We start from the raw sequence: 24,420 nt of genomic DNA, 5'->3' as shown, positions 1-24,420 counted from the left end.
CCTTTCGTTAACAGACTCCGTGCGATTGTATACCGCCGCCCCCGCGCCTCCCTACCTGACGATGGTCGCGAGATTGACCTTGAAGGGGACCATCATCTGGCAGGGCTGGCCGCCGCAGCGCGCCGGCTTGTATTTCAGCAGGGCCGCGCCGATGCCCGCCATGCGCTTGGCCTCGGGATCGTCGATGCCGCTCGTCGCCGCGGACAGCGCCTTGCCGTCCGCGCCGACCAGCACGTAGATCGTGACGTCGCCATTGAGCTGGTAGCGGCCGGTCAGCTTCAACAGGCCGAGGAAGAGTTCCTGCGGGCCTTTGAGAGGATAGGGCGGTTCGTCGCCATCGTCGAGCGCCGGGTAGGCGTCCCGGACGAACTGCTTCTGCGCAGGGGTCAAGCCTTCGTAGCCGACATCCAGCGGCACCGAGGAGGTGACTTCCTTGTCCTTCATGAGGGAACCGGTGCGGTTCGCGCCGGACAGAATCGCGAAACTGGTTTTCTCTCCCGGCTGCGGCTGTACCCGGGGCGCGGCGCCCACGCGCATGCCGTTCACAAAAGTGACGTCGGCCCGGCGGCCGTTGCCCGCGAACGTCATGGTGCCGCGGCCATCGGGAACACCCGCACGCCAGTTCCCCTCATAGGCGCCGCCCAGCATGAAGGTCATCGTGCCCCGGCCGTCCGGTTTGCCGTCCCTCCACTGGCCCTGGTAGCGGTCGCCGTTCGGGAACAGGCCTTCGGCGACGCCTTCGCGTACACCCATGCTGACCTCGCCTTCGTACTGCATGCCGTCCGGGTCCCTGAAGTAGCCCCTGCCGTCGGGGACGCCGTCCTTGACGGTGCCGATGTAGCTGCCGCCGCCTGGCATCTTCAGTTGTACTTCGCCGGGTTTGAGCGCCTCCTGGGCGAAGGCGGGAAGGCAGAAGGCAAGGGAAAGCAGAAGGGCGGTGGGTTTCACGGTGAGCGGCGCGGAGAGGGTGGAACGGCCATTCTCGGCGCAGGGCCGCTCGCCCGTCAATGCAGCACGGGTGACGCGGCCTTTACGCTACATCGCGGCGCCGGGACTCAGCACTTCCCCGCCTGCACCGCCTCCGGCGGCGTCTCTTCCTGCTGCCGGTGACCGCTCGCCACCGGCTGGCGGCTTTCGGCGGTGGCCTGCAGTTCCTCGATCTCCGGATCTTCCACATTGCGCAGCTCGAGGTAGCGGTCCAGCGCCTGGTCCAGCCTCGGCAGCAGGATGCCGCGTTCGCTGGTGAGGGCGCAGTAGGCCGGACGGGCGGCCGGGAAGGCAAGCGGACGCGCCTCCAGGCGGCTCGCATCGACGCCGGCCTTTTCCGCGGCCTTGCGCGCCAGTTCGGCCCAGGTCAGCTCGCCGCCATTGGACAGGTGCCAGATGCCGGCCTCGCGGTCGATGGCGAGATCCAGGCAGGCGTGCACCAGGTCGGGCACGTAGGTCGGGGTGATGGTCAGGTCGCTCGAGGCGGTGAAGGAGTCGCCGCGTTCGAGGGCGTTCAGCGCCAGGGTCACGAAGTTGTACTGGTCCCAGGGGCCGAAGAAGGCGCTGGTGCGCACCACCAGGGCGTCCGGGTGCTCGTCCAGCACCGCCACCTCGGCGTCGGCCTTGCTGCGGCCGTAGACGTTCAGCGGCGAGACGGGATCCGACTCCACGTAGGGGCGGTCCTGCCTGCCGTCGAAGACCAGGTCGCTCGAGAACGTGGTCAGGTGCACGCCGTGGCGGGCGCAGGCGGCGGCCAGGATGGCGGGACCGGCCGTGTTCTCCCTGAAGCAGCGCTCGGCGTCGTTCTCGGCGTCGTCCACGCGCACATAGCCGCAGGTGTTGATCACGGCCCAGGGCTGGTACTGGGCGAGGGCGCGTTCGACCGAGGCGGCGTCGGCGATGTCCATGTCCTGGCGCGACAGCAGCCTGAAATTCAGGTTGCGCTTGCGGCAGACGCGGGCGAAGGCGCGGCCCAGGGTGCCGGTGGCGCCCAGGATCAGGATCGGCGCCGCGCCCGTTCCCACCAGGCGATGGCCGTCGGCCGAGATCGAGGTCAGGGCGGCAGGCGTCGCGACCGGCGGATGGCAGAGGAAGCGCCCCGGACGGCGCCACCAGCCCTGGCCGCGCAGCACCGGATGCGACAGCGGCGTGCCGGACGAGAGTTCCTTCATCATCTTCGCCAGTGCGGTCGGGCGCGGGGTGGGCGAGCGCACGTCGAAGGGACCCGGCTCGTAATAGCCCTTGTTCTGGGTGACCAGGCTGTTCCAGTCGAAGGAGCCGAGCAGGGACCAGACCGTCACGGCGCGCACGTCGACGCCGTTCTGCTGCGACTGCTGGGCGGCTTCCCAGATCTCGAGCAGCCAGCGTAATTGATCTTCACGGTTGGCGTCGATGTGGGCTTCGGTGATGGCCAGCGGGATGCCATAGCGGTCCCACACCTCCGACAGCAGCGGCGCGATGCCGGGGGTCGGCGTGGCCAGCACGCGCGAGGCCTCGATGTCGGCGCAGGGAATGCCGTCGGCCACGCCGCGGTGGTGCTGCGGGAAACGCTCGGGACGGTGGTCGAGCCAGCGCTCGGAGGTCACGTAGTAGTTGACGCCGATGATGTCGGGCGGGCAGGGGTTCTCGCGGAACCACAGGAATTCCTCGGCCGGGATGCCGGTCTTGAGCAGGTAGTTCCACAGCTTGTGCTGTTCATCCACCATGCCGCACAGCAGGTCCCACGCCAGCCAGCGGCGCTCGTTGTAGAACTCGGCAACCTTGCCCATCTCGGGCGTGCCATAGGTCTTGCCGAGGTCGTCGGTCTGGACCAGCTTGGCGTCCGGATTGACGGCGCGGATGGCGCGCATCGACAGGACCACGGCGCGGCACTGGACCAGCAGGGCTTCGATGAAGGTGCGGTCGTCGCGGCCGTGCGGGTACCAGACGCCGTACAGGCCGGCGAAGCGGGCGGTGGTGCAGGGTTCGTTGACCGGGGTGTAGTGTGCGATCCAGGGATAGCGCGCGGCCACGGCGCCGGCGTATTCGGCCAGGCGCTCCGGGAAGGCAGGGTCGACCAGGCTGGTGTCGCGCGGTCCACTGCCGTGGTGGACCAGGCCGGCGATCGGGGTGACGTTTGCTTCGCGCAGCGCATTCAGGCGTTCGTCCGGCCAGGCCCAGTCGGCCTTGTCGATGCCTTCGGGGGCGGTGCGTTCCCACAGCACGGGGTAGCGAATGGCCTTGATGCCGGTGGACGCGAAGCGCCCGATGTCGCAGGCGCGGCCATGGTGACCGTTGCGGTCCAGCTGGCTGAAGTAGTCGTCGCGTACCCGGTTGACCGTGCATTCGAGGCCGCCCCAGAGTTCAAGGGGGCGGGCTTGGCTGTTCGTGCTCTTTTTTGGAATCATCAATTTCACCAATATTAGTTTTCTAACAACAAATTCTCTGCAGCTCGGCGTCCCAGGAAAAAAAGTGTCGGAAGGGGAGCCGGCCCGCAGGCCATGGGACCCGAAGCGGTTGACATCGGCGCGCCAACCTGCAACCATGCGGTCCATGAATTTTCCGAAAGCACATCATCTTGTCTTGACCTGGTGGCGCCGCTCCTAGCAAGCGGCCACAAGGAATGATCTGCATTTCGACTGACGCCGCCTCGATCCGGGTGGCGTTTTCACATCTAGCGCGGCAGGGATCGGGGCACTAACAAGGAAACCCGATGAGCTCCACGACCCCAAACACTTCCGCACCCATCATCCTCACCGGCGACCGCCCGACGGGCCCGCTGCACCTCGGCCACTTCGTGGGCAGCCTGCGCAACCGCGTTGCCTACCAGGACACTTACCGCCAGTTCGTCATGCTGGCGGACGCGCAAGCGCTGACCGACAACATGGATGACATCGGTAAGGTACACCGGAACGTGGTCGAAGTGGCGCTCGATTACCTCGCGGTGGGCATCGACCCGACCCGCACGACCATCCTGATCCAGTCCCAGATCCCGGAACTGACCGAGCTGACCTTCTACTACCTGAACCTGGTGACCGTGGCGCGCCTGGAGCGCAACCCGACCGTGAAGCAGGAAATCATCCAGCGCGGCTTCGAGCGCGACATCCCGGCCGGCTTCCTGACCTACCCGGCCAGCCAGGCCGCCGACATCACCGCCTTCAAGGCCAGCGTGGTGCCGGTGGGCGAGGACCAGATCCCGATGATCGAGCAGTGCAACGAGATCGTGCGCAAGTTCAACCGCACCTATGGCGGCGGGAAGGACATCCTGGTCGAGTGCAAGGCCATCGTGCCGGAAGTCGGCCGCCTGCCGGGCATCGACGGCCGCGCCAAGATGAGCAAATCGCTGGGCAACACCATCAACCTGGGCGCCAGCGCCGACGAGATCCGCGCCGCCGTCAAGCAGGTCTACACCGATCCGCTGCACCTGAAGGTATCCGATCCGGGCCACCTGGAAGGCAATGTGGCCTTCATCTACCTCGACGCCTTCGATACGGACAAGGCCGGCCTGGAAGAGATGAAGGCCCACTACACCCGCGGCGGCCTGGGCGACAGCGTCGTCAAGAAGCGCCTCGAAGGCATCCTGCAGGACCTGCTGGCGCCGATCCGTGCCCGCCGCGAAGAGTTCGCCAAGGACCGTGGACAAGTGCTGCAGATCCTCAAGGAAGGCACCATGAAGGCGCGCGAAGTGGCGGCGCAGACCACCGACGAAGTGCGCAAGGCGCTGGGCCTCTCGTACTTCTGATGTTGTAGGGTGGGCGATCCCTCGCCCACGCGTTCGAATCGAGGGTGAGCAGACGCACATCATCCATTCCCCGCTGCTCGAACGCGTGGGCGGAGGACCGCCCACCCTACGGTATCGTGCTTCGATACCACCCGGAGCAAACCACACGCCTCTTGCGTTTGATACTGGAACGCACTGCTTTCCCGTGGCAAGCTGCACGCTTCATTGTCACTGGAGAAATTCCATGAGCAAAGGCTTGCGCTTCACCGAGAAATGGCTGCAACGCGCCCTGTGGCTGGTTGCCTTCGCCTTCGCGGCTTTCCTGATCGGCCTCGGCAGCGCCATCGTCGGCAACCTGTGGGATGTCGAGCCCGAACTCACCATCGAGCAGTTCATGGATTCGGCCCAGGTGGCCGCGCTGCGCGCCGAACAGGAGCAGGCCAGGGACCGGCGCGACGCCGCCCAGCTGGAATTCGAGCAGGCGACCCAGAAGCACGAGGTGGCCCGCGCGAACACCCGGACCGCGCGCGAGACCCTGGATAACTGGCTCGCCACCCGTCGCGCCACCGCGCGGCCGGACCAGGATCCGGAGCTGATCAATCGTACGAAGGCGCTCGACGCGCTGGAAGCCCAGGAGCGCACGGCGCTCGCGGCGGTGCAGGCGCAGGAGCAGGTCTTGCTCGACGCCAATCAAGCCCTGCACAGGGCCGGGGACCGCTGGGAAAAGATGGAAGGTCCGGCCCGCGCGGCCTTCATCGATGCGGCGCAGGCCAAGGAATTGCGGGTCTTTCTCTATCGCCTGGCGCTGACCCTGCCGCTGCTGGTGCTCGCCGGCTGGCTGTTCGCGAAGAAGCGCAAGGGCGCCTACTGGCCCTTCGTCTGGGGCTTCATCATCTTTGCCCTGTTCACCTTCTTCTTCGAGCTGGTGCCCTACCTGCCGAGCTATGGCGGCTATGTGCGCTACCTGGTCGGCATCGTCATCACCTTCCTGGTAGGCCGTTACGCGATCGTTTCGCTGCAGCGCTACCTGGCGCGCCAGAAGGAGGCCGAGGCGCTGCCGGATGCGCAGCGCCGCCAGACGCTGCGCTACGACACCGCCCTGGCCCGGCTGGGCAAGGGCGTGTGTCCGGGCTGCGAGCGGCCGGTCGACCTGAAGGACGCGAGCCTGGATTACTGCCCGCACTGCGGCATCGGGCTGTTCGACAAGTGCGGCTGCTGTTCGTCCCGCAAGAATGCCTTCGCGCGCTTCTGCTTTTCCTGCGGGACGCCGGCCAATACCAGCCTGGCCGATTAGTCGCGCAGGTCGGCCGGGACCTTGCCGCCGTTGGCCGCCAGCTTGTTCATGACCTGGCGGTGCAGCCAGATGTTCATCGCGGCCGAGTCGCCCGTGTCGCCGGTGTAGTGCAGCTCGGCGGCCAGTTCCTTGCGCGCCTGCAGGCTGCTGTCCAGGCCCAGCAGCTTCATCAGGTCGACGATCGAGGTGCGCCAGTTCAGCTGCTGGCCGGACGACTTCTGCATGGTGGTCAGGATCTCTTCGACGTCGACCTGGTCCATCGCGGCGGGTCCGGCCTGGGCCTGGGGCTGGGCTTGCGGCGCAGACTGCGGGGCGGCCTGGGGCGCAGCCTGCGGCTGGGGCGCCGGGGCCTGGGCCTGCGGCGCCGGTCCCTTGTTGGCGGCGTGGGATTTCGGGAAGATCTTGCTGAAAATATTGCTCAGGATGCCCATATCATCTCCTTGGTTGGTGGATTGGGGGCGCATGCGTTGCGCCACGTGGCCCAGCGCCAGCGCCAGTGCGGCGCCGCCGATCGCCTTGACCAGCGTCGGATGTTCGGCATAGAAGGCGCTCATGCGGTCGACGATGCCCGGATTCTGCTGTTCGGCCTTCTCGGCCAGTTCGCGCACCTGTTCGGGGGAAACCTGCGAAGCCTCTTCCGGCGTCACCTGCTTGCCGCCGCCGAACAGCTTGCCGAAGATGCCGCCGCCGATGGAGGACAGCATGGCCGGGTTCAGCGAGCCGAGCATCTGGTTCAGCATGCCGGCCCGGCCGTTCGCGTCGCTCTGTCCGAACAGCTGGCTGACGACCTGCGGGAAGGGCGGGGTCTGGTCCGAACGCAGCGCGCTGGCCACGCCCTCGGCGACCGTCTCGCGCGGCGCGCTCTGCGCCACCCGGTCGAAGTCGTCCGCCGCCTGGGCCGCGTTGCCGCCGCCGAGGTATTGCGACAGTAAGTTGCCTAAATCAAAGGCCATGTGGTTCTCCTGCTCGTGAGTCGGTTGAAGGTCGAGGGTAGGCGCTTTGTGCGGATGTTCTCTGTTCGCTATCCCACCGTCGCGCCGCGAACTGGACCATTTGCCGTATGGACATCCTGACTGGCCGAAGGTAAGCTTTTGCGCATGCCCTATTTGCCGCTACTGCTGTTCCTTGCCATCTACGGCTTCGCCTCGCTGGCGTGGAACCTGCCGTCCCTGGTCGGGCTCGCTTACCTTGCGGTCAGCCTGGGTTGCTTCCTGGCCTATGCCATCGATAAGTCGGCGGCACGCAGCAAGAGCTGGCGCACGCCGGAGGCCTGGCTGTTGCTGCTTGGCCTGGTGGGCGGCTGGCCTGGCGGCCTGTTGGCGCAGCAGTGGCTGCGCCACAAGACTTCGAAAGTGTCGTTCCAGTGGAAGTTCCACGTGAGCGTCGCCGTCAACATCGGCATATTCGTCTACCTGTCCCGGCAGCTCGCTGTGCCGGTCATCGACTGACCCCGCGAAAGGAGTAGGGCATGTGGCGATATCCCCGGATCCTGGCCCACCGCGGCGGCGGCACCCTGGCGCCCGAGAATACCTTCGCGGGCCTCAGGCGCGGCATGGACTTCGGTTTCCGCGCCGTGGAATTCGATGTCATGCTGGCGCGCGACGGCGTGCCGGTGGTGCTGCACGATCCCTACCTGGGCCGCACCGTGAGCGGGGCGGGCCACGTGTTCGACTACGACGGGCTGGAGCTGGCGCGCATGGATGCCGGCAGCTGGTTCGGCGCCGACTACCGGACCGAAGTGGTGCCGCTGTTCGTGGAGTTCGCCCAGTTCTGCAAGGCCAACGGCATCTGGATGAACATCGAGATCAAGCCGGCGCGCGGCTTCGACGTCGAGACCGGCGAGACGGTGGCCCGCATCGCGCGCGCCATGTTCGCCGACGAGCTCGCGAGCGGCCAGCTCGACAGGCTGCCGCTGCTGTCCTCGTTCAGCTTCGCCGCGCTGGAAGCGGCGCGGCGCGTGGCCCCGGACCTGCCGCGCGCCTGCCTGATGAGCGAGCCGCCGCCCGGCTGGGAGCCGCTGGCGCGCTCGGTCGAGGCGAGCGCGATCCACGCCAACCACCGCCACCTGACCCCGGCACTGGCCCGCGCCGTGCTCGATGCCGGCTTCGGCCTGTTCTGCTACACCGTCAACGAGCCGGCGCGCGCGACCGAGCTGCTGGGCTGGGGCGTGGAAGCCTTCTGCACCGACCGCATCGACCTGATCGGCCCGGATTTCGGGCGCACCGGCGTTTAGCGCGCGTCAATAAAACATTTGGCAAAATATTCATTCCGGTCCTCAAGTAGTGTAACCGGTTGTCGTAAATGACATGCGACCACCCCGAGGTGTATGTCATTATGTCAATATCAATCACGACCAACGTCCTGTCGATGGGCGCGCAACGCGCGCTCAAGACGCACAATACGGCTCAGGAAAGGCTGATGGAGCAGCTGTCGGCGGGCTCGCGCATCAATGGCGCGCGCGACGATCCGGCCGGCCAGGCGATTTCCTCGCGCATGGCGTCCGGCCAGCGCGGCATGAGCCAGGCCCTGCGCAGCATCAATGACGGCGCCTCGATGCTGCAGGTGGCCGAAGGCGCAATGGCGAACGTGGTCGAGAGCCTGCAGCGCCTGCGCGAGCTGGCGGTCGCGTCCGGCAACGGCAGCTATGGGGATGGCGACCGCGCCGCCCTGCAGACCGAGGCGCGGGAGATCCTCGCCCACATCAACCGGGTGGGCGAGCAGACCAAGTTCAATGGCGAAACCCTGTTTTCCCAGGACGGCGGCAGCATCGGCGGCGACGAGAGGAAGCGGCGCGTGCTCGACGGCCTCAAGAGCGGCTGGCTGAGTTCGGCCGAGCAGATGGTCAAGCAGTACTACGGGATCGAGGGGGACGGGGTCAAGATCACGGTCAACCTCGATACCACCGACGGCGGCGCCGGCGTGCTGGCCTCGGTATCGGGCAACCCCGTGGCGGGCAAGTACACGAACCTGCACCTGAATCTCGACATGGCCGATTTCGGCACGGGCGACACCCGCGACGGCGGCGGCTCGCCCTACTACAGCGACCGCGTCGTCGCGCACGAGATGGCGCACGCGGTCATGTCGCGCACCATGAACTTCACCGCGCTGCCCGACTGGTTCGTGGAAGGCACGGCGGAACTGATCCAGGGCGCCGACGAGCGCGTGCGCAGCTCGATTGCCAGCGGCAACTCGGTCGCCACCATCGTCGCCGGGGTGGCGGGCGGCGGCTTCGTCTACGATGGCGGTTACCTGGCCGCCCGCTACCTGCACGACCAGCTCAAGGATCTCGGCGTGGAAGGCGGCATCAAGGGCGTGATGCAGTACCTGAACCAGAACCAGGGCGCCAACCTGGACCAGGCCCTGAACGCCGTCAGCAAGGGCGAGATCGCATCGGAATCCGCCTTCCTGGCGGATTTCGGCGGCGCCAACGGGGTGAACTTCGTGAACACGGAGGTCAACCTGACGAATGCCGACACCGGCGCCATCGGCGGCCTCGATGCCGACGGCGGCCGCTCGCTCGACGCCCGCGCGGTGGTGGCCGATGCCGGCGACAACAATGCCAGGGATGGCCTGGCCGGCTTCGACGTGGCCTACCCCGAACTCGGCGGCGGCACGGGCATCCGCCGCGTGCAGATCCAGGCCGGGGAGGGCGCCGGCCAGTTCATCGAGCTGCAGTTCTCGGCCATGAACGCGCGCGCGCTGGGTCTCGCCAACCTCGACATGCAGAACGGCGCCATCTCGCTGCTGCACGTGGACGAGGCGCTCGACTTCGTCAACAAGCAGCGCGTGGCGGTGGGCGCTTCCAGCAACCGCCTCGACATGGCGGCCAGCGCCCTGCAGAGCGACGCCATCAATATGGCGGCGGCCAAGGAGCGCATCGACGGTGTCGATTACGCCTCATCGGCGGCGGGGCTGACGCGGGCCCAGATCCTGCAGCAGGCGGCGTCGGCGATGCTGGCGCAGGCGAACCAGCAGCCGAGGGCGGTTCTTTCCTTGCTGCGCTGAGCGAACGAGGTCGAATTGGGCTCCGGCCTCCGCCGTAGCGATGGTCCGCTACTTCAGCACGTCGCCCCGGCGAAGGCCGGGGCCCAAGTTCGTCGCACCTCCGCAGCGCCAATCCCGTAAATATCGGCCCAACCGATAACCCCGCCCTTAGCTACGCTATAATCGTTTTTTTATAGCGTACGCTCCCCTATTTCCGCCCCCAAGACATGAAATCCTCCGAAATCCGCGAAAAGTTCCTCAAGTTCTTCGAGTCCAAAGGCCACACCATCGTCCGTTCCAGCCCGCTGGTGCCGGGCAACGACCCGACCATGCTGCTGACGAACAGCGGGATGGTGCAGTTCAAGGACGTGTTCCTGGGCCTGGATACGCGCCCGTACTCGCGCGCCACCACCGTGCAGCGCTGCGTGCGCGCCGGCGGCAAGCACAACGACCTGGAAAACGTCGGCTACACCGCGCGCCACCACACCTTCTTCGAAATGCTGGGTAACTTCAGCTTCGGCGACTACTTCAAGCGCGACGCGATCAATTATTGCTGGGAGCTGCTGACCAAGGTCTACATGCTGCCGGCCGAGAAGCTGACCGTGACCGTCTACTTCGAGGACGACGAGGCCTACGACATCTGGGCCAACGAGATCGGCGTGCCGAAAGAGCGCATCATCCGCATTGGCGACAACAAGGGCGCGCGCTACGCATCGGACAACTTCTGGCAGATGGCCGACACCGGCCCCTGCGGCCCCTGCACCGAGGTGTTCTACGACCACGGCGCCGACATCTGGGGCGGTCCTCCAGGCTCGCCGGAAGAAGACGGCGACCGCTTCATCGAGATCTGGAACCTGGTGTTCATGCAGTTCAACCGCGATGAATCGGGCACCCTGACCCCGCTGCCGAAGCCATCGATCGACACCGGCATGGGCATGGAGCGCCTGGCCGCCGTGCTGCAGCACGTGCACAGCAACTACGAGATCGACCTGTTCCAGGCATTGATCCGCGCCGCCGCACGCGAAACCTTTGCTTCCGACCTGAACAACAACTCGCTGAAGGTCATCGCCGACCACATCCGCGCGGCTTCCTTCCTGATCGTCGACGGCATCATCCCGAGCAGCGAAGGCCACGGCTACGTCCTGCGCCGCATCATCCGCCGCGCCCTGCGCCACGGCCACAAGCTGGGCCAGACCAAGCCGTTCTTCCACAAGCTGGTGGCGGACCTCGACATCGAGATGGGCGAAGCCTATCCGGAACTGCGCGAAGCGAAAGACCGGGTCGCCCAGGTGCTGAAGGCCGAGGAAGAGCGTTTCGGCGAGACCCTGGAAAACGGCATGAAGATCCTGGAAGCGCAGCTTGCGAAAGATGCGAAGAACCTGGACGGCGCCACCGCCTTCACCCTGTACGACACCTACGGCTTCCCGCTGGACCTGACCGCCGACATCTGCCGCGAGCGCGGCGTGACGCTGGACGAAGCAGGGTTTGCCGCCGCCATGGAGCAGCAGAAGAAGACCGCGCGCGCCGCCGGCAAGTTCAAGATGGCCGCCAACGTCGAGTACGCGGGCGAGAAGACCAAGTTCGTCGGCTACGAATCGCTGGCCCACAACACCCACGTGCTGGCCCTGTACGCCGATGGCGTCTCGGTGCAGGAACTGAAGGCCGGCCAGGCCGGCATCGTGGTGCTCGACACCACCCCGTTCTACGCGGAGTCGGGCGGCCAGGTGGGCGACCAGGGCGTGATCCGCATGGGTAGCAACGTGTTCGAAGTCGAGGACACGCTGAAGATCCAGGCCGACGTCTTCGGCCACCACGGCGTGCTGCGCGAAGGTTCGCTGAAAGTCGGCGACACCGTCGACGCACAGGTCGACACCGTCAAGCGCGCGCGCACCATCCGCAACCACTCGGCGACCCACCTGATGCACAAGGCCCTGCGCGAAGTGCTGGGCAGCCACGTGCAGCAGAAGGGCTCGCTGGTCGACGCGGAGAAGACCCGCTTCGACTTCAGCCACTCAGCTCCCCTGACCGCCGAAGAAATCGCGAAGGTGGAAGCCATCGTCAACCGCGAGATCCTCGAGAACCACGCCACGCAGGCGCAGCACATGTCGTTCGACGACGCCGTCAAGCACGGCGCGATGGCGCTGTTCGGCGAGAAGTACGGCGACAGCGTGCGCGTGCTCGACATCGGCTCCTCGAAAGAGCTGTGCGGCGGCGTGCACGTGACCCGCACCGGCGACATCGGTCTCTTCAAGATCGTGTCGGAAGGCGGCGTCGCAGCCGGCATCCGCCGCGTCGAAGCCGTGACCGGTGAAGGCGCGCTGGCCCTGGTGCAGTCGATCAACCGCAAGCTGCAGGAAGCCGCAGGCGCCCTGAAAACCAGCCCGGACGAACTGCCGTCGCGCATCGCCCAGGTGCAGGACCAGGTGAAGTCGCTGGAGAAGGAAGTCGCCGCGCTGAAGTCGAAGCTGGCTTCGGGCCAGGGCGACGAGCTGGTGACCCGCGCCATCGACGTGAACGGCATCAAGGTGCTGGCCGCGACCATGGAAGGCGCCGACGTCACCGCACTGCGCGAAACCATGGACAAGCTGAAGGACAAGCTGAAAACCGCGGCCATCGTGCTGGCCAGCGTCTCCGAGGGCAAGGTCAGCCTGATCGCGGGCGTGACCAAGGACGCTACCGGCAAGGTGAAGGCCGGCGAACTGGTGAACTTCGTCGCCCAGCAGGTGGGCGGCAAGGGCGGCGGCCGTCCGGACATGGCGCAGGCCGGCGGTACCGATCCCTCGGGCCTGCCGCAGGCGCTGGCCGGTGTGGCCAACTGGGTGGGCGAGCGCGCGTAAGCGTCAGCAGCTTCCCTCAAGAGAACGCCGCCCCTGGGGGCGGCGTTTTGTTTTGTCATTGCCGGCGTTTGCGGCGGCGTGCCAGCGCTGCCGCACCGATCGCCAGCAGCGCCAGCGAGCCCGGTTCCGGCACCGCCGCCGCATCCTCGACGTCGACCCGGAAGCCCGCCACCACGGCGTTCAGCAGCTCAGGCCCCATCGTCCCGTCGATCCCCGTGAACGGCCCCTGGTCCCACAGCACATTGTCGTTGTAGTAGTAATAGTTGCTGTTGGCTTCGCCGCTGAAGGCGAACTCCAGCAGGTATTCCTTGCCGGTCTCGAGCACCACGCCGGCCAGGCCGTAGTCGATCCAGTCGCGGCCGTTGGTGGTGACGTTGGAGCCGCCGCTGGCGAGGGTGGCGAGCTTCTTCAGCGTGACGCTGTCCTTCGAGATTTCGTACACACCATACGAGACGTCCATGCCCCTCAGGTCGTGCAGGAAGCCGATGCTGTTGATGGCCTGGCGCGCGCTGACGCCGAAGGTAATGCCGCGGCCCATGGACCAGCTGTCGTTGATGGCCATGCCTTCGAAGCCGGTGGTGTCATTGGGCGGAACGAAGGCGATGGGGGCGGCGCCGGCTGCGCTGGCGAAGAAGAGGGCGCTGCACAGCAGGGTGGAGCGAAGCAGGTTTGCGAACATGGGTGTCTCCTTGTTGTGGGAGATGGCATTCTTGCAAGAGCTGTGCCACGAACTCGATTTGTTTTGCAAACAAAGACTTACAAGGGAAGCATTGGTAACGTTTCCAATCAGTGTAATATTTTTCGACACCGCGTGCTTGCCGCATGGCCGCGCGCGATTGCCCATGCAGCGTGACTAGCCATTGCAGCCAGCACACGCTCTTTCTAGAATCGCCCGCTAACCATTACTTAAAGGACAAGTGCATGCGCATTCATCGACTGTTCGGATTGCTGGTGTGGATTGGTGCGGCATCGCTCGCGCACGGCAGGATGCCGGCGCAGGATACCGTCAAAGGCGCCAGGGACCATCCCTTGCTGTCCCGTTTCGAAGGCTCGAAGATGGTCGCCTACGAAGTCAAGGAGTTCGACGAAACTTCGCTGCCGACCAGCAGGCGCGCCTATCGCAACCAGCCGCAGGGCTACTACTTCGAAAAGAAGCTTGATCTGGAGGGCAAGATCACCCGTATCGCCTGCCTGGTTCCACGCGAGCGCTCGACACTGGAAGTCGTGCGCAACGATCAGTCGGCACTGGAAAAGGCTGGCCAGCCGCGCTACCTGGTGGCGGCCGGCGCCCGCCCGGATGGCTCGCCACTGCACGTGGCCGTGTCGAGGTGAAACCGGATTCCAGGCCGGCGCTGGAACAGATGGCCAAGATGCTGCAGCAGAACCAGGCGCTGAAGGTCTTCGTGGTCGGCCACACCGACGACCAGGGCGAGCTGGCCCAGAACCTGGCCCTGTCGCAGAAGCGCGCCGAAGCGGTGGTCCGGTCGCTGGCCGACGGCTACAAGGTCGACGCCCGCCATCTGATGCCGAAGGGTGTCGCGTCGTATGCGCCGCTGGCCTCCGACAGCGACGATGCCGGCCGCCGGAAGAACCGGCGCGTCGATCTGGTGGCACAGTAGGGCATTGGTCCGCAGCCCTCGCTTGCAATCGGCGGGAGAGGACCATATCTAGGTCTTGACGCACCGCGATAGTGCCGCTTGCCGGCGCGGTGCGCCGCCTTTGCCGCGCTCTGGTGCACAACCATGATCTAATTCACAATTGGTTGCAGTTTTGCAACAATGTGTGACTATTTTGGTGCGCTGCGTCATACTGCCGGAAAAGGAGTAGTATTCGACTTCCGAGCACCACCTACTTTGCAGGCATGCGATGAGCGACACCACTATCGACATTGATACCATGGAATTCCAGAGAGACCTGGATGCGCGCGGACTGAACTGTCCGCTGCCGATCCTGAAAGCCAAGAAGGCACTCGCCGAGATGGAGAGCGGGCAGGTGCTGCGCATCGTGGCCACCGATACCGGTTCCGTGCGCGACTTCCAGGCGTTCGCCAAGCAGACCGGCAATGCCCTGCTGGCGCATACCGTCGAAAACGGCGAATTCACCTTCCTGATGCGCCGCAAATAATCACCATCGCGACGCGCGCACACTGCGGGGCAGGCTGGTCGCCGCCCCGTATTCCGATTCCCGACACCCTGTAAAAATGCACTTTAGTCGGAATCCTCTAGCAAAAAATCGCACGATCGTGCTTTAATTTCGACCTGAAGCCGAAATTCTCTTATAATCTAGGCCATTTTCGTCTGTCACCCATTCCATTTTCTAAAGGCACCCTATGAAAGTCCTGGTACCCGTCAAACGCGTGGTCGACTACAACGTCAAGGTCCGCGTCAAATCCGACGGCAGCGGCGTGGATATCGCCAATGTCAAGATGTCGATGAACCCGTTCGACGAGATCGCGCTGGAAGAAGCCACGCGCCTGAAGGAAGCCGGCAAGGTCACCGAAGTGGTCGCCGTATCGGTGGGTGTGGCCCAGTGCCAGGAAACCCTGCGTACCGGCATGGCGATCGGCGCCGACCGCGGCATCCTGGTCGAGACCGCCGTCGAGACCGAGCCGCTGGCAGTGGCCAAGATCATGAAGGCCCTGGCCGACAAGGAACAGCCGCAGCTGATCATCCTGGGCAAGCAGGCGATCGATGACGATTCGAACCAGACCGGCCAGATGCTGGCTGCGCTGCTGGGCTGGCCGCAAGCCACCTTCGCATCGAAAGTCGTGCTGGAAGACGGCAAGGTCACCGTGACCCGCGAAGTCGACGGCGGCCTGGAGACCGTGGCCCTGGCGCTGCCGGCCATCGTCACCACCGACCTGCGCCTGAACGAGCCGCGCTACGTGACGCTGCCGAACATCATGAAGGCCAAGAAGAAGCCGCTGGAAACCATCAAGCCGGAAGACCTGGGTGTCGATGTGACCCCGCGCCTGAAGACCCTGAAAGTCGCCGAGCCGGCCAAGCGCTCGGCCGGCGTCAAGGTGCCCGACGTGGCGACCCTGGTGCAGAAGCTGCGCACCGAAGCCAAAGTCATCTAATCAAATTAGGAAAAGAACATGGTCGCACTCGTCATTGCTGAACACGACAACGGCTCCCTCAAGGGCGCTACCCACCACACCGTGACCGCTGCCGCCCAGTGCGGCGGCGACGTCCACATCCTGGTCGCCGGCTCGGGCTGCGGCGCCGCCGCCGAAGCCGCCGCGCAGATCGCGGGCGTGTCGAAAGTGCTGGTCGCCGACGCGCCGCACTTCGCCGACGGCCTGGCCGAGAACGTCGCCGAGCAGATCCTGGCGATCGCCGGCAGCTACTCGCACATCCTGGCCCCGGCCACCGCCTACGGCAAGAACATCCTGCCGCGCGTGGCCGCCAAGCTGGACGTGGCCCAGATCTCGGAAATCACCAAGGTCGATTCGCCCGACACCTTCGAGCGTCCGATCTACGCCGGCAACGCCATCGCCACCGTGCAGTCCGGCGACAGCGTCAAGGTCATCACCGTGCGCGGCACCGCGTTCGACAGCGCCGCCACCGGCGGTTCGGCCGCCATCGAGCAGATCGCCGCAGTCGGCGATTCGGGCAAGTCGAGCTTTGTCGGCCGCGAGCTGGCCAAGTCGGACCGTCCGGAACTGACCGCCGCCAAGATCATCGTGTCGGGCGGCCGCGGCATCGGCTCGGCCGAGAACTTCAAGCTGCTCGAGCCGCTGGCCGACAAGCTGGGCGCCGCCATGGGCGCATCGCGCGCGGCGGTCGACGCAGGCTTCGTACCGAACGACTGGCAGGTCGGCCAGACCGGCAAGATCGTCGCCCCGACCCTGTACATCGCGGTCGGCATCTCGGGTGCGATCCAGCACCTGGCCGGTATGAAGGACTCGAAGACCATCGTCGCCATCAACAAGGATCCGGAAGCGCCGATCTTCTCGGTGGCTGACTACGGCCTGGTGGGCGACCTGTTCGAAGTGGTCCCGCAGCTGGTCAAAGAACTGGGCTAATCGACCCATAAGCTGTCTATCGTCGCTCCCGTGTGGCCTCAAGGCTGCGCCGGGGCGACGTTTTTACGTGAAGCGTCACATCAGGAGACAAAGGTGAGCTATCAAGCCCCGCTGAAAGACATGCAGTTCGTGCTGAACGAACTGGCGAACCTGGCCGAGATCAACCAGCTCCCGGGCTGCGAAGACGCGACCCCGGACACCGTGGATGCCGTGCTGGAAGAAAGCGCGAAGTTCTGCGGCGAAGTCGTCGCCCCGCTGAACCACGCCGGCGATAAAGAGCCGAGCTTCTGGCGCGACGGCGCCGTCACCACCTCGAAGGGCTTCAAGGAAGCCTTCCGGGCGTTTGCCGACGGCGGCTGGCAGGGCATCCAACACCCGGCGGAATTCGGCGGCCAGGGCCTGCCGAAGCTGGTCGCGACGCCGTGCATGGAAATGCTGCACGCCGCGAACCTGTCCTTCGCGCTGGCCCCGCTGCTGACCGACGGCGCCATCGAAGCGCTGCTGACGGCGGGCTCGGACGAGCAGAAAAAGCTGTTCCTGGAGCCGCTCATCAGCGGCAAGTGGACCGGCACCATGAACCTGACCGAGCCGCAGGCCGGTTCGGATCTCGCCGCCGTGCGCACCCGCGCCGAGCCGCAGGGCGACGGCACCTTCAAGATCTTCGGCACCAAGATCTTCATCACCTACGGCGAGCACGACATGGCGGAGAACATCATCCACCTCGTGCTGGCGCGCACCCCCGATGCGCCGCCGGGCGTGAAGGGCATTTCGCTGTTCATCGTGCCGAAGTTCATGGTGAATGGCGACGGTTCGCTGGGCGCGCGCAACGACGCCCACTGCGTCTCGATCGAACACAAGCTGGGCATCAAGGCTTCGCCGACGGCGGTCCTGCAGTTCGGCGACCACGGCGGCGCCATCGGCACCCTGGTGGGCGAAGAGAACCGCGGCCTCGAATACATGTTCATCATGATGAACGCGGCCCGCTTCGGCGTCGGCATGCAGGGCGTCGGCCTGGCCGAGCGCGCCTACCAGCAGGCGGTCGCGTTTGCGAAGGACCGCATCCAGTCGCGCGAAGTGGCCGGCTCGCCCGGTCCGGTCGCCATCATCAACCACCCGGACGTGCGCCGCATGCTGATGTCGATGCGTTCGCAGACCGAGGCGGCGCGTGCGCTGGCCTACGTCGGCGCGGCTTTGTCCGACCTGGCGCACAACCACGCTGACGAGGCAACCCGCAAGGCCAACCTCGCGGTCTACGAATACCTGGTCCCGATCATCAAGGGCTGGTCGACCGAGATGAGCGAGAACGTGGCGCGCGACGGCGTGCAGGTCCACGGCGGCATGGGCTTCATCGAGGAGACCGGCGCGGCCCAGCACTACCGCGACGCCAAGATCCTGACCATCTACGAAGGCACCACCGCCATCCAGGCGAACGATCTGGTGGGCCGCAAGACCGTGCGTGACGGCGGCGCCGTGGCCAAGGGCCTGATTTCCCAGGTGCGCGCGGTGGAAGCACAGCTGGGCGAGCTGCAGGGCGAGGAATTCGCGGCGATCGCACGCCAGCTCAAGCTCGGCTCTGCTGCACTGGAAGAGGTGGTGGACTTCGTCGTGGCCAACGCCAAGGCGGACGTACGCGCCGTGTTCGCCGGCAGCGTGCTGTACCTGAAGCTGGCCGGCATCGTGCTGGGCGGCTGGCAGATGGCGCGCGCGGCCCTGGTCGCGCAAAAGAAGCTGGCGGCGGGCGAGGGCGATGTTTCCTTCCTGCGCGCGAAGATCGCCACCGCGCGCTTCTTCGCGGACCACGTGCTGTCCTCGGCCCCTGGCCTGCGTACCGCGATCGTGGAAGGCGCGCCGGGCGTGCTGGCGCTGGACGTCGAGCAGTTCTAAAAGTAGGGTGGGCGGAGGACCGCCCACCCTACAAAGCATCAGCCGTACGCGCCGCCGGTGTAGAGCAGATCGAACACCCGCGCAATCGTCCCGATCAACACGATCGCCCCGACTCCCAGGATCAGCACCAGCAGCAGCGGCAGCATCCAGTTCGAGCGCGAGCTCTTGCCGCTGCCCTTGTTGTACTGCGCATCCCAGGCCTCGTCCGGCGTCAAGCCGATGACCAGTCCCTCGACGAAACCCGCGATATACGACAGCAGCATCGGCAGCAGCACATAGAAGGGGTGCGGCTGCACCGCGCCCCACAGGATGCCGGTGATAGGCAGGGCGCACAGGTGCAGCAGGCCCAGGCGGTCGGTGCCGCCCTTCAGGTAGAAACGGTGCACGCCGAAGCCGCCCAGCAGCAGGGCGAGGAGGGTAGCGAAGGTCTTGTTCTTGTGGGCGACGGCCATGGTTGTTGCCAAAAGTTCAGGAATGCACGAGTATCGTGCAAATCGAGAAGAAAGGCACGCCTTGCGTGAGCCCGACGATGTTCAAGACGCGCTCCTATCTGGCCGAAGTCCAGCTCAAACCCACGGCGCCGCTCGATCCACCGGCATTTCCCTTCACGCTGCCGGCGATCCGCTCGCTCGAGCGCCTGCCGCTGCACCCGAACGTCACCTTCCTCGTCGGCGAAAACGGCTCACTTGCGGCTGGTGCGCGGCTTCCAGCGGCCGCGCGATGGCTTCTTCCTGCGTGCCGAAAGTTTTTATAACGTCAGCAGCGAGATCGAGCGCCTCGACGAAGAGCCATTCGGCGGTCCGCCGATCAAGAGCTATTTTGGCGGCGAGTCGCTGCACACGCAGTCGCACGGTGAGTCCTTCCTGACCCTGTTCATGGAGCGCTTCCGCGGCTGGACGAACCCGAGGCCGCCCTGTCCCCGCAACGCCAGCTGGTCCTGATCAGCCGCCTGCATCAGCTGGTCGGCCAGCGCTGCCAGTTCGTGATCGCGACCCATTCGCCGATCCTGATGGCCTATCCGAACGCGCTCATCTACGAGTTCGGTGAACATGGCATCCGCGAGATTTCCTACGAGGATACGGAACACTACCGCGTGACCCATGACTTCCTGGTCAATCCCCAGCGCATGCTCAAGGTGCTGATGGGCGAAGAGTAGGGGAAGGTGGCCTTGTAGCGAAAAATGAGCGATAATGCTCAATTCTCCGAACCTCACGTTGCGTGTCCGCCGTGTTGCTATAACGCTTGCCCCTATCTAGGCTTACGCGCTATAATCGTCGGCTTTCTCCGTCCAATACAACTTTTTGGAATTATTATGGTCGTTATCCGTTTGGCTCGTGGCGGCGCAAAAAAGCGCCCGTTCTACAACATCGTTGCAACCGATTCGCGTAACCGTCGCGATGGCCGTTTCATCGAGCGCATCGGTTTCTACAACCCGATGGCTTCGGGCGCTGAAGTCGGCCTGCGTATCGCTGCTGACCGTCTGGCTCACTGGCAAGGCGTTGGCGCACAACTGTCGCCGACCGTTGCTCGCCTGGTCGCCAACCAGCAGCCTGCAGCCTAAGTAAAGCAGGTCGAGGCTTGACCGATTCGGCAGCATCCGGGGTGCAAGTCCCCGACGACCTGGTCCAGGTCGGTTATGTGTCCGGCGCATTCGGGATCGTGGGTGGACTTCGCGTCACCCCGTTCTCGGTCGATGCCGACGCGCTGCTGAAGGTCAAGACCTGGTGGCTCGACAAACCGGGCCAGCGTTCCGTCTCCGTACGGACCGCGAAATTGCATGGCGGCGACGTGGTCGCCACCCTGGTCGGCATGCGTGACCGCAACGACGCCGAGGCGCTGAAAGGCGCCGGCGTGTTCGTGTCGCGCGCTGCCTTCCCGAAGCTCGAGGAAGACGAATTCTACTGGTCCGACCTGATCGGGCTGGACGCGGTCAACCTGGAGGGCGAAGCTCTCGGCAAGGTGACCGACATGATGCACAACGGCGCGCAGTCCATCCTGCGGATCACGCCGGTGGCCGAGCAAGGTGCTCCTGATGCGAAAGTGTCGGAGCGCCTCGTGCCGTTTGTGGATCAGTTCGTCAAGACCGTCGACCTGGGCAACAAAAAGATTACCCTGGACTGGGGTCTCGATTATTGACCCCTCCAACCCGAAGCGAGGTCCCGATGCAGTTTGATGTCGTGAGCTTGTTTCCGGAAATGTTTGTCGCATTGACAGGGTCGGGCGTGACCCGGCGCGCGATCGAGCAGAAGCGCTGGGGCCTGACGATCTGGAATCCGCGCGATTTCACGCAGGACCGTCACCGCACCGTGGATGACCGCCCCTATGGCGGCGGCCCCGGAATGGTGATGCTGGCGAAACCGCTCGAGGCGACCATCGCCGCCGCCAGGCAGCGCCAGGTCGAGCTCGGCTTGCCGGCGCCGCGCGTGGTGTTCATGTCGCCGCAGGGCAAGCCGCTGACGCACGAACGTGCGATGGCCTTGAAGAACGAGCCGGGACTGGTGATCCTGTGCGGCCGCTACGAAGCGGTGGACCAGCGCCTGCTGGACCGCTGCGTCGACGAGGAAATCTCGATCGGCGACTTCGTATTGTCGGGCGGGGAATTGCCGGCCATGGCGCTGATGGATGCGGTCGTCAGGCTGCTGCCCGGCGTGCTGGGCGACGAGGCCTCGGCGGTCGAAGACAGCTTCGTCAACGGCCTGCTCGATTCGCCGCATTACACGCGCCCGGAAGTCTACGAAGGCGAAGCGGTGCCGCCAGTCCTGATGGGCGGCAACCACGCCGAGATCGTCAAATGGCGCCGCCAGCGCATGCTGGAAGCGACGTGGAAGAAACGGCCGGAACTGCTGGACAAGGCGCGCGCCGCCGGCCAGCTGACGAAGCTTGATGAAAAGTTTCTGGCAGAGCTGAATCAGCCTGCCGAGTAAGAATGTGCCTCGTGCACATGTGAAGGCGGACATGTTGTCCGCTTGTTTAACCCCATCCTCTACCGGGCAATCGTACAGCGCCGGCAAGATGGTTTACGGAGTGATAAAAATGGATCTGATCCAACAACTCGAGCAAGAAGAAATTGCGCGCCTCGGCCGCAACATCCCTGACTTCGCACCGGGCGACACCGTGGTCGTCAGCGTCAACGTCGTCGAAGGCAACCGCAAGCGCGCCCAGGCATACGAAGGCGTCGTCATCTCGCGTCGTAACCGCGGCCTGAACTCGAACTTCATCGTTCGCAAGATCTCGTCGGGCGAAGGCGTCGAGCGTACCTTCCAGCTGTACTCGCCGCTGATCGCTTCGATCGAAGTGAAGCGTCGTGGTGACGTCCGTCGCGCCAAGCTGTACTACCTGCGTGAGCGTTCGGGCAAATCGGCACGTATCAAGGAAAAGCTGCCGCAGCGTAAAGCAGCTGCTGCTCCTGCTGCCGCTGAGTAATAGCGTCCGTGTCATGAGAAAGGCATCCGCAAGGATGCCTTTTTCTTTATGTGCTGGAAGAATGTGTTTTGAGCAAGCCTCTGTTTGATCCCACCCTGATGCCGGTCGAAGGCCTGGCCGGCGAAGCGCCGCTCGCGCCGTCCCAGCTGAGCGCGGAGGCCGTGCGCGCCCGCTTCGCGCAGACCTTGCCCTGGGATCCGGAGGCTTCCGACGAGGCGCTCGCCGCACCGCAATTGCGCCTGCGCCGCGCCGCCGTGCTGGTGCCGCTGGTCGAGCGGCCCGATGGCCTGCATGTGCTGCTGACCAAGCGCACCGACCACCTGACCAGCCATGCCGGCCAGGTCAGCTTCCCTGGCGGCCGCGCCGAAGAGCTGGATTCCTCGCCGATCGAAACCGCGCTGCGCGAAGCGGAAGAAGAAATCGGCCTGCACCGCCGCCACATCGAGATCATCGGCGTGCTGCCCGAGCACATCACCATCAGCGCCTACCGCGTGCTGCCGGTCGTCGCCCTGGTGCAGCCGCCCTTCGCGCTGAGCGCCGATCCGGGCGAGGTGGCCGAGATCTTCGAAGTGCCGCTGGCTTTCCTGATGTCCGGCGCCAACCACGAACGCCGCTCGGTGGCGCTGCCGGACGGGGCGGGCAAGCGCAGCTTCTACGCGATGCCCTACCAGGGATATTTCATCTGGGGTGCGACGGCGGCCATGCTGCGCAACCTCTATCACTTCCTGCGCGCCTGAGCGGTCTGCGCCGGCCGCTCAAGGTCCGGCGCTCTCCAGTTTCTCCAGCTCCCCAGCGGCGTGGCGATTGTCCGGTTCGAGCGCCAGCACTTTCCGGTACCCCGCGCGCGCGCCTTCGCGGTCGCCCGATGCCAGCAAGGCCTCAGCCAGGCTGTCGTGGACGTTCGGACTGTCCGGATGGGCCTCGACATTCCAGCGGAACACTTGCACCGCGGCCTCGCGTTGACCCTTGCGCAGCAGGGTATAGCCGAAGCCGTTGAGCGCCGACTCGCCCATGTCGTAGGCATCGGCTTGCGCCCGCAGGCGCGTGTAGGCATCGCGCATTGCCTCGAGCCCCTGGCGGAACAGGACCGGTCCGAGCCCATCGGCCAGGCTGCGCTTCGGCAGGGCGACCTTCTTTCCGTGCATCAGGTCCGACATATCGCGCGCCATGGCGACGACGGCGGCGCCCCGCCAGGCATTGTCGAGGACAATGATGGTCACCCGGTCCGAGAGCGAACGCACCAGCATGCTCTGGTAGCCGGGCACGCTGCCCGTGTGCAGCACGACCGGCAAGGCCGCGCCGGGCCGCACCGCCCAGTCTTCGACGCCCCAGCCGTAGCCATACTGCCTGCCGCGGTCCGTGAACATCTCGCGCTGCGCCGCCTGGCCGAGGATGCGACCCTTGGTGAGCGCGGTGTCGAAGCGCAAGAGGTCGTGCGCGGTCGAATACAGACCGGCCGCCGACCATGAAACGGACGGGTCGATGTAGGGCGGCAGCTCGCGCGCGCCGTCATCCGCCGCCACGGTGCCCTGCGCGAGTCTGGGCAGCACCGTGCGGCCGTCGAACAGGCCGGTGTCAACCATGTTCGCAGGCGTCAGGATGTGCTGCTTCAGGTTGTCCACGTAGGACTTGCCGGTGGCCGCCTCGACGATCAGGCCAAGCAGGTAATAGCCATTGTTGTTGTAGCGCCAGACGCCTGGCTCGCTTGCCAGCGCGCCGGGAATCCATGCGCGCGCAAATTCCTCCGGCGTGTAGGAGCGGCGCGCATCGCGCTGCCAGAAAGGATCGGTGTAGCGGGGCGCCACATCCGCCAGTCCCGAGGTGTGCGCCAGCAACTGGCGCACCGTGGCCTGGCCCGCCGCGCTGCCGGCATAGAGTGCCGGCAGATAGCTGCCGACGGTCGCGTCGAGGTCGATGCGCCCGGTTTCGGCCAGGCGCATCACCAGCGTCGCCGTGAACGGCTTGCTGAGCGAGCCGATGCGGAACACCGCATCCTTGCGCATGGGCGTCTTCCATGCCGGATGCGCCTGGCCGAAGGCGCCCTGGTAGATTGGTTGCCCGTCGCGCGCGACCAGCACGACGCCACTGAATCCGCGCCGTTCGGCATAGGCGCGCACCAGCTTCTCAAGCGTGAGCGCGCCGGCATCCGCGCACACGGCCAGCAGGACCACGCAGGCCAGGACTGAACATTTCCGCATGCTTTCTCCACCATGACGGTCCGGCTTGGACCTTCAAGGTATTCCGGTGGAGCCAGCGAAAAGTTCCCGGTAAATTGCATATCTGG

The 24,420-nt window shown here is 65.5% G+C and carries 23 protein-coding genes and 1 pseudogene; 18 read left to right on the top strand and 6 right to left on the bottom strand.

Translation table 11 applies throughout. The features are described from left to right. Positions 1-51: 51 nt before the first annotated feature. Together ACQ7JA_RS19750 and ACQ7JA_RS19745 are read right to left on the bottom strand one after the other, a co-directional pair. Positions 52-948, bottom strand: a complete 897-nt coding sequence (locus ACQ7JA_RS19750; protein WP_430900842.1) for an MORN repeat-containing protein — start codon at positions 946-948, stop codon at positions 52-54. Positions 949-1,055: 107 nt separating this feature from the next. After that, positions 1,056-3,374 (bottom strand): family 1 glycosylhydrolase, encoded by a 2,319-nt coding sequence (locus ACQ7JA_RS19745; RefSeq protein WP_430900840.1) that lies wholly within the window; start codon positions 3,372-3,374, stop codon positions 1,056-1,058. Between the two features lie 305 nt (positions 3,375-3,679). On the opposite strand from ACQ7JA_RS19745, the gene trpS reads away from it, so the two are divergent. Beyond that, entirely contained in the window at positions 3,680-4,708 is a 1,029-nt protein-coding gene (trpS, locus tag ACQ7JA_RS19740; RefSeq protein ID WP_430900838.1) for a tryptophan--tRNA ligase, read from the top strand. Positions 4,709-4,931: 223 nt separating this feature from the next. Next, entirely contained in the window at positions 4,932-5,981 is a 1,050-nt protein-coding gene (locus ACQ7JA_RS19735; RefSeq protein ID WP_430900836.1) for a serine endopeptidase, read from the top strand. Here ACQ7JA_RS19735 and ACQ7JA_RS19730 read toward each other — a convergent pair. Then, positions 5,978-6,412 (bottom strand): DUF3597 domain-containing protein, encoded by a 435-nt coding sequence (locus tag ACQ7JA_RS19730; protein ID WP_430901038.1) that lies wholly within the window; start codon positions 6,410-6,412, stop codon positions 5,978-5,980. The two genes, ACQ7JA_RS19735 and ACQ7JA_RS19730, sit on opposite strands and share 4 nt — an antisense overlap. Before the next feature lie 666 nt (positions 6,413-7,078). Here ACQ7JA_RS19730 and ACQ7JA_RS19725 point away from each other — a divergent pair. The 4 genes from ACQ7JA_RS19725 to alaS all read left to right on the top strand — a co-directional run bounded on the left by ACQ7JA_RS19725 (position 7,079) and on the right by alaS (position 12,802). Further along, the gene (locus tag ACQ7JA_RS19725) at positions 7,079-7,429 is read left to right on the top strand and encodes a DUF1294 domain-containing protein (RefSeq protein WP_430900834.1); all 351 of its coding nucleotides are present in this window, start codon (positions 7,079-7,081) and stop codon (positions 7,427-7,429) included. 20 nt (positions 7,430-7,449) lie between these two features. Beyond that, complete coding sequence (gene ugpQ / locus ACQ7JA_RS19720) at positions 7,450-8,214, top strand: glycerophosphodiester phosphodiesterase (RefSeq protein WP_430900832.1); 765 nt, start codon at positions 7,450-7,452, stop codon at positions 8,212-8,214. A gap of 101 nt (positions 8,215-8,315) precedes the next feature. Next, positions 8,316-9,986: a flagellinolysin gene (locus ACQ7JA_RS19715; protein ID WP_430900830.1), complete on the top strand. Its 1,671-nt coding sequence runs from the start codon at positions 8,316-8,318 to the stop codon at positions 9,984-9,986. Between the two features lie 206 nt (positions 9,987-10,192). Next, positions 10,193-12,802: an alanine--tRNA ligase gene (gene alaS, locus ACQ7JA_RS19710; RefSeq protein ID WP_430900828.1), complete on the top strand. Its 2,610-nt coding sequence runs from the start codon at positions 10,193-10,195 to the stop codon at positions 12,800-12,802. Between the two features lie 55 nt (positions 12,803-12,857). Here the strand turns inward: alaS and ACQ7JA_RS19705 are convergent, their stop codons facing one another. Further along, positions 12,858-13,481, bottom strand: coding sequence for a PEP-CTERM sorting domain-containing protein (locus tag ACQ7JA_RS19705; RefSeq protein ID WP_430900826.1), 624 nt, complete (start codon positions 13,479-13,481; stop codon positions 12,858-12,860). 242 nt (positions 13,482-13,723) lie between these two features. On the opposite strand from ACQ7JA_RS19705, the gene ACQ7JA_RS19700 reads away from it, so the two are divergent. From ACQ7JA_RS19700 to ACQ7JA_RS19675, 6 genes are all read left to right on the top strand, one after another. After that, the gene (locus ACQ7JA_RS19700; RefSeq protein ID WP_430900824.1) at positions 13,724-14,134 is read left to right on the top strand and encodes a hypothetical protein; all 411 of its coding nucleotides are present in this window, start codon (positions 13,724-13,726) and stop codon (positions 14,132-14,134) included. After that, positions 14,131-14,421: an OmpA family protein gene (locus ACQ7JA_RS19695; RefSeq protein ID WP_430900822.1), complete on the top strand. Its 291-nt coding sequence runs from the start codon at positions 14,131-14,133 to the stop codon at positions 14,419-14,421. The genes ACQ7JA_RS19700 and ACQ7JA_RS19695 overlap by 4 nt, the downstream gene beginning before the upstream one ends. A gap of 277 nt (positions 14,422-14,698) precedes the next feature. Further along, on the top strand, positions 14,699-14,926 hold the full coding sequence (locus ACQ7JA_RS19690; protein WP_036216507.1) for a sulfurtransferase TusA family protein: 228 nt from the start codon (positions 14,699-14,701) through the stop codon (positions 14,924-14,926). Positions 14,927-15,131: 205 nt separating this feature from the next. Continuing rightward, positions 15,132-15,881, top strand: a complete 750-nt coding sequence (locus ACQ7JA_RS19685; protein WP_430900820.1) for an electron transfer flavoprotein subunit beta/FixA family protein — start codon at positions 15,132-15,134, stop codon at positions 15,879-15,881. 18 nt (positions 15,882-15,899) lie between these two features. Then, complete coding sequence (locus ACQ7JA_RS19680) at positions 15,900-16,829, top strand: electron transfer flavoprotein subunit alpha/FixB family protein (protein ID WP_430900818.1); 930 nt, start codon at positions 15,900-15,902, stop codon at positions 16,827-16,829. A gap of 93 nt (positions 16,830-16,922) precedes the next feature. Further along, the gene (locus tag ACQ7JA_RS19675; RefSeq protein WP_430900816.1) at positions 16,923-18,713 is read left to right on the top strand and encodes an acyl-CoA dehydrogenase; all 1,791 of its coding nucleotides are present in this window, start codon (positions 16,923-16,925) and stop codon (positions 18,711-18,713) included. Between the two features lie 38 nt (positions 18,714-18,751). Here ACQ7JA_RS19675 and ACQ7JA_RS19670 read toward each other — a convergent pair whose 3' ends face one another. Continuing rightward, complete coding sequence (locus ACQ7JA_RS19670) at positions 18,752-19,165, bottom strand: NINE protein (protein WP_430900814.1); 414 nt, start codon at positions 19,163-19,165, stop codon at positions 18,752-18,754. Between the two features lie 77 nt (positions 19,166-19,242). Between ACQ7JA_RS19670 and ACQ7JA_RS19665 the strand changes: the two are divergent. The 6 genes and pseudogenes from ACQ7JA_RS19665 (at position 19,243) to ACQ7JA_RS19640 (ending at position 22,873) form a co-directional block, all read left to right on the top strand. Beyond that, positions 19,243-19,869: pseudogene (locus ACQ7JA_RS19665) on the top strand (AAA family ATPase). Between the two features lie 156 nt (positions 19,870-20,025). After that, a complete protein-coding gene (rpsP, locus tag ACQ7JA_RS19660; RefSeq protein WP_036216003.1) occupies positions 20,026-20,274 on the top strand; it encodes a 30S ribosomal protein S16 in 249 nt (82 codons plus the stop codon). Between the two features lie 41 nt (positions 20,275-20,315). After that, positions 20,316-20,849: a ribosome maturation factor RimM gene (rimM, locus tag ACQ7JA_RS19655; RefSeq protein WP_430900812.1), complete on the top strand. Its 534-nt coding sequence runs from the start codon at positions 20,316-20,318 to the stop codon at positions 20,847-20,849. A gap of 26 nt (positions 20,850-20,875) precedes the next feature. Continuing rightward, positions 20,876-21,637 carry a tRNA (guanosine(37)-N1)-methyltransferase TrmD gene (gene trmD / locus ACQ7JA_RS19650; protein ID WP_430900810.1) on the top strand — a complete coding sequence of 254 codons (762 nt, stop codon included), beginning with the start codon at positions 20,876-20,878 and terminating at the stop codon, positions 21,635-21,637. A 109-nt stretch (positions 21,638-21,746) separates the two neighbouring features. Further along, on the top strand, positions 21,747-22,136 hold the full coding sequence (gene rplS, locus ACQ7JA_RS19645) for a 50S ribosomal protein L19 (RefSeq protein WP_258828768.1): 390 nt from the start codon (positions 21,747-21,749) through the stop codon (positions 22,134-22,136). A gap of 68 nt (positions 22,137-22,204) precedes the next feature. Next, the gene (locus tag ACQ7JA_RS19640; protein ID WP_430900808.1) at positions 22,205-22,873 is read left to right on the top strand and encodes a CoA pyrophosphatase; all 669 of its coding nucleotides are present in this window, start codon (positions 22,205-22,207) and stop codon (positions 22,871-22,873) included. A gap of 18 nt (positions 22,874-22,891) precedes the next feature. Here ACQ7JA_RS19640 and ACQ7JA_RS19635 read toward each other — a convergent pair whose 3' ends face one another. Next, positions 22,892-24,334 (bottom strand): serine hydrolase, encoded by a 1,443-nt coding sequence (locus ACQ7JA_RS19635; protein WP_430900806.1) that lies wholly within the window; start codon positions 24,332-24,334, stop codon positions 22,892-22,894. Between the last annotated feature and the right edge of the window lie 86 nt (positions 24,335-24,420).

The organism is Massilia sp. BKSP1R2A-1, from assembly GCF_050586525.1.
GTDB lineage: Bacteria > Pseudomonadota > Gammaproteobacteria > Burkholderiales > Burkholderiaceae_D > Telluria.
This window is presented reverse-complemented; position numbering and strand designations above follow the sequence as displayed.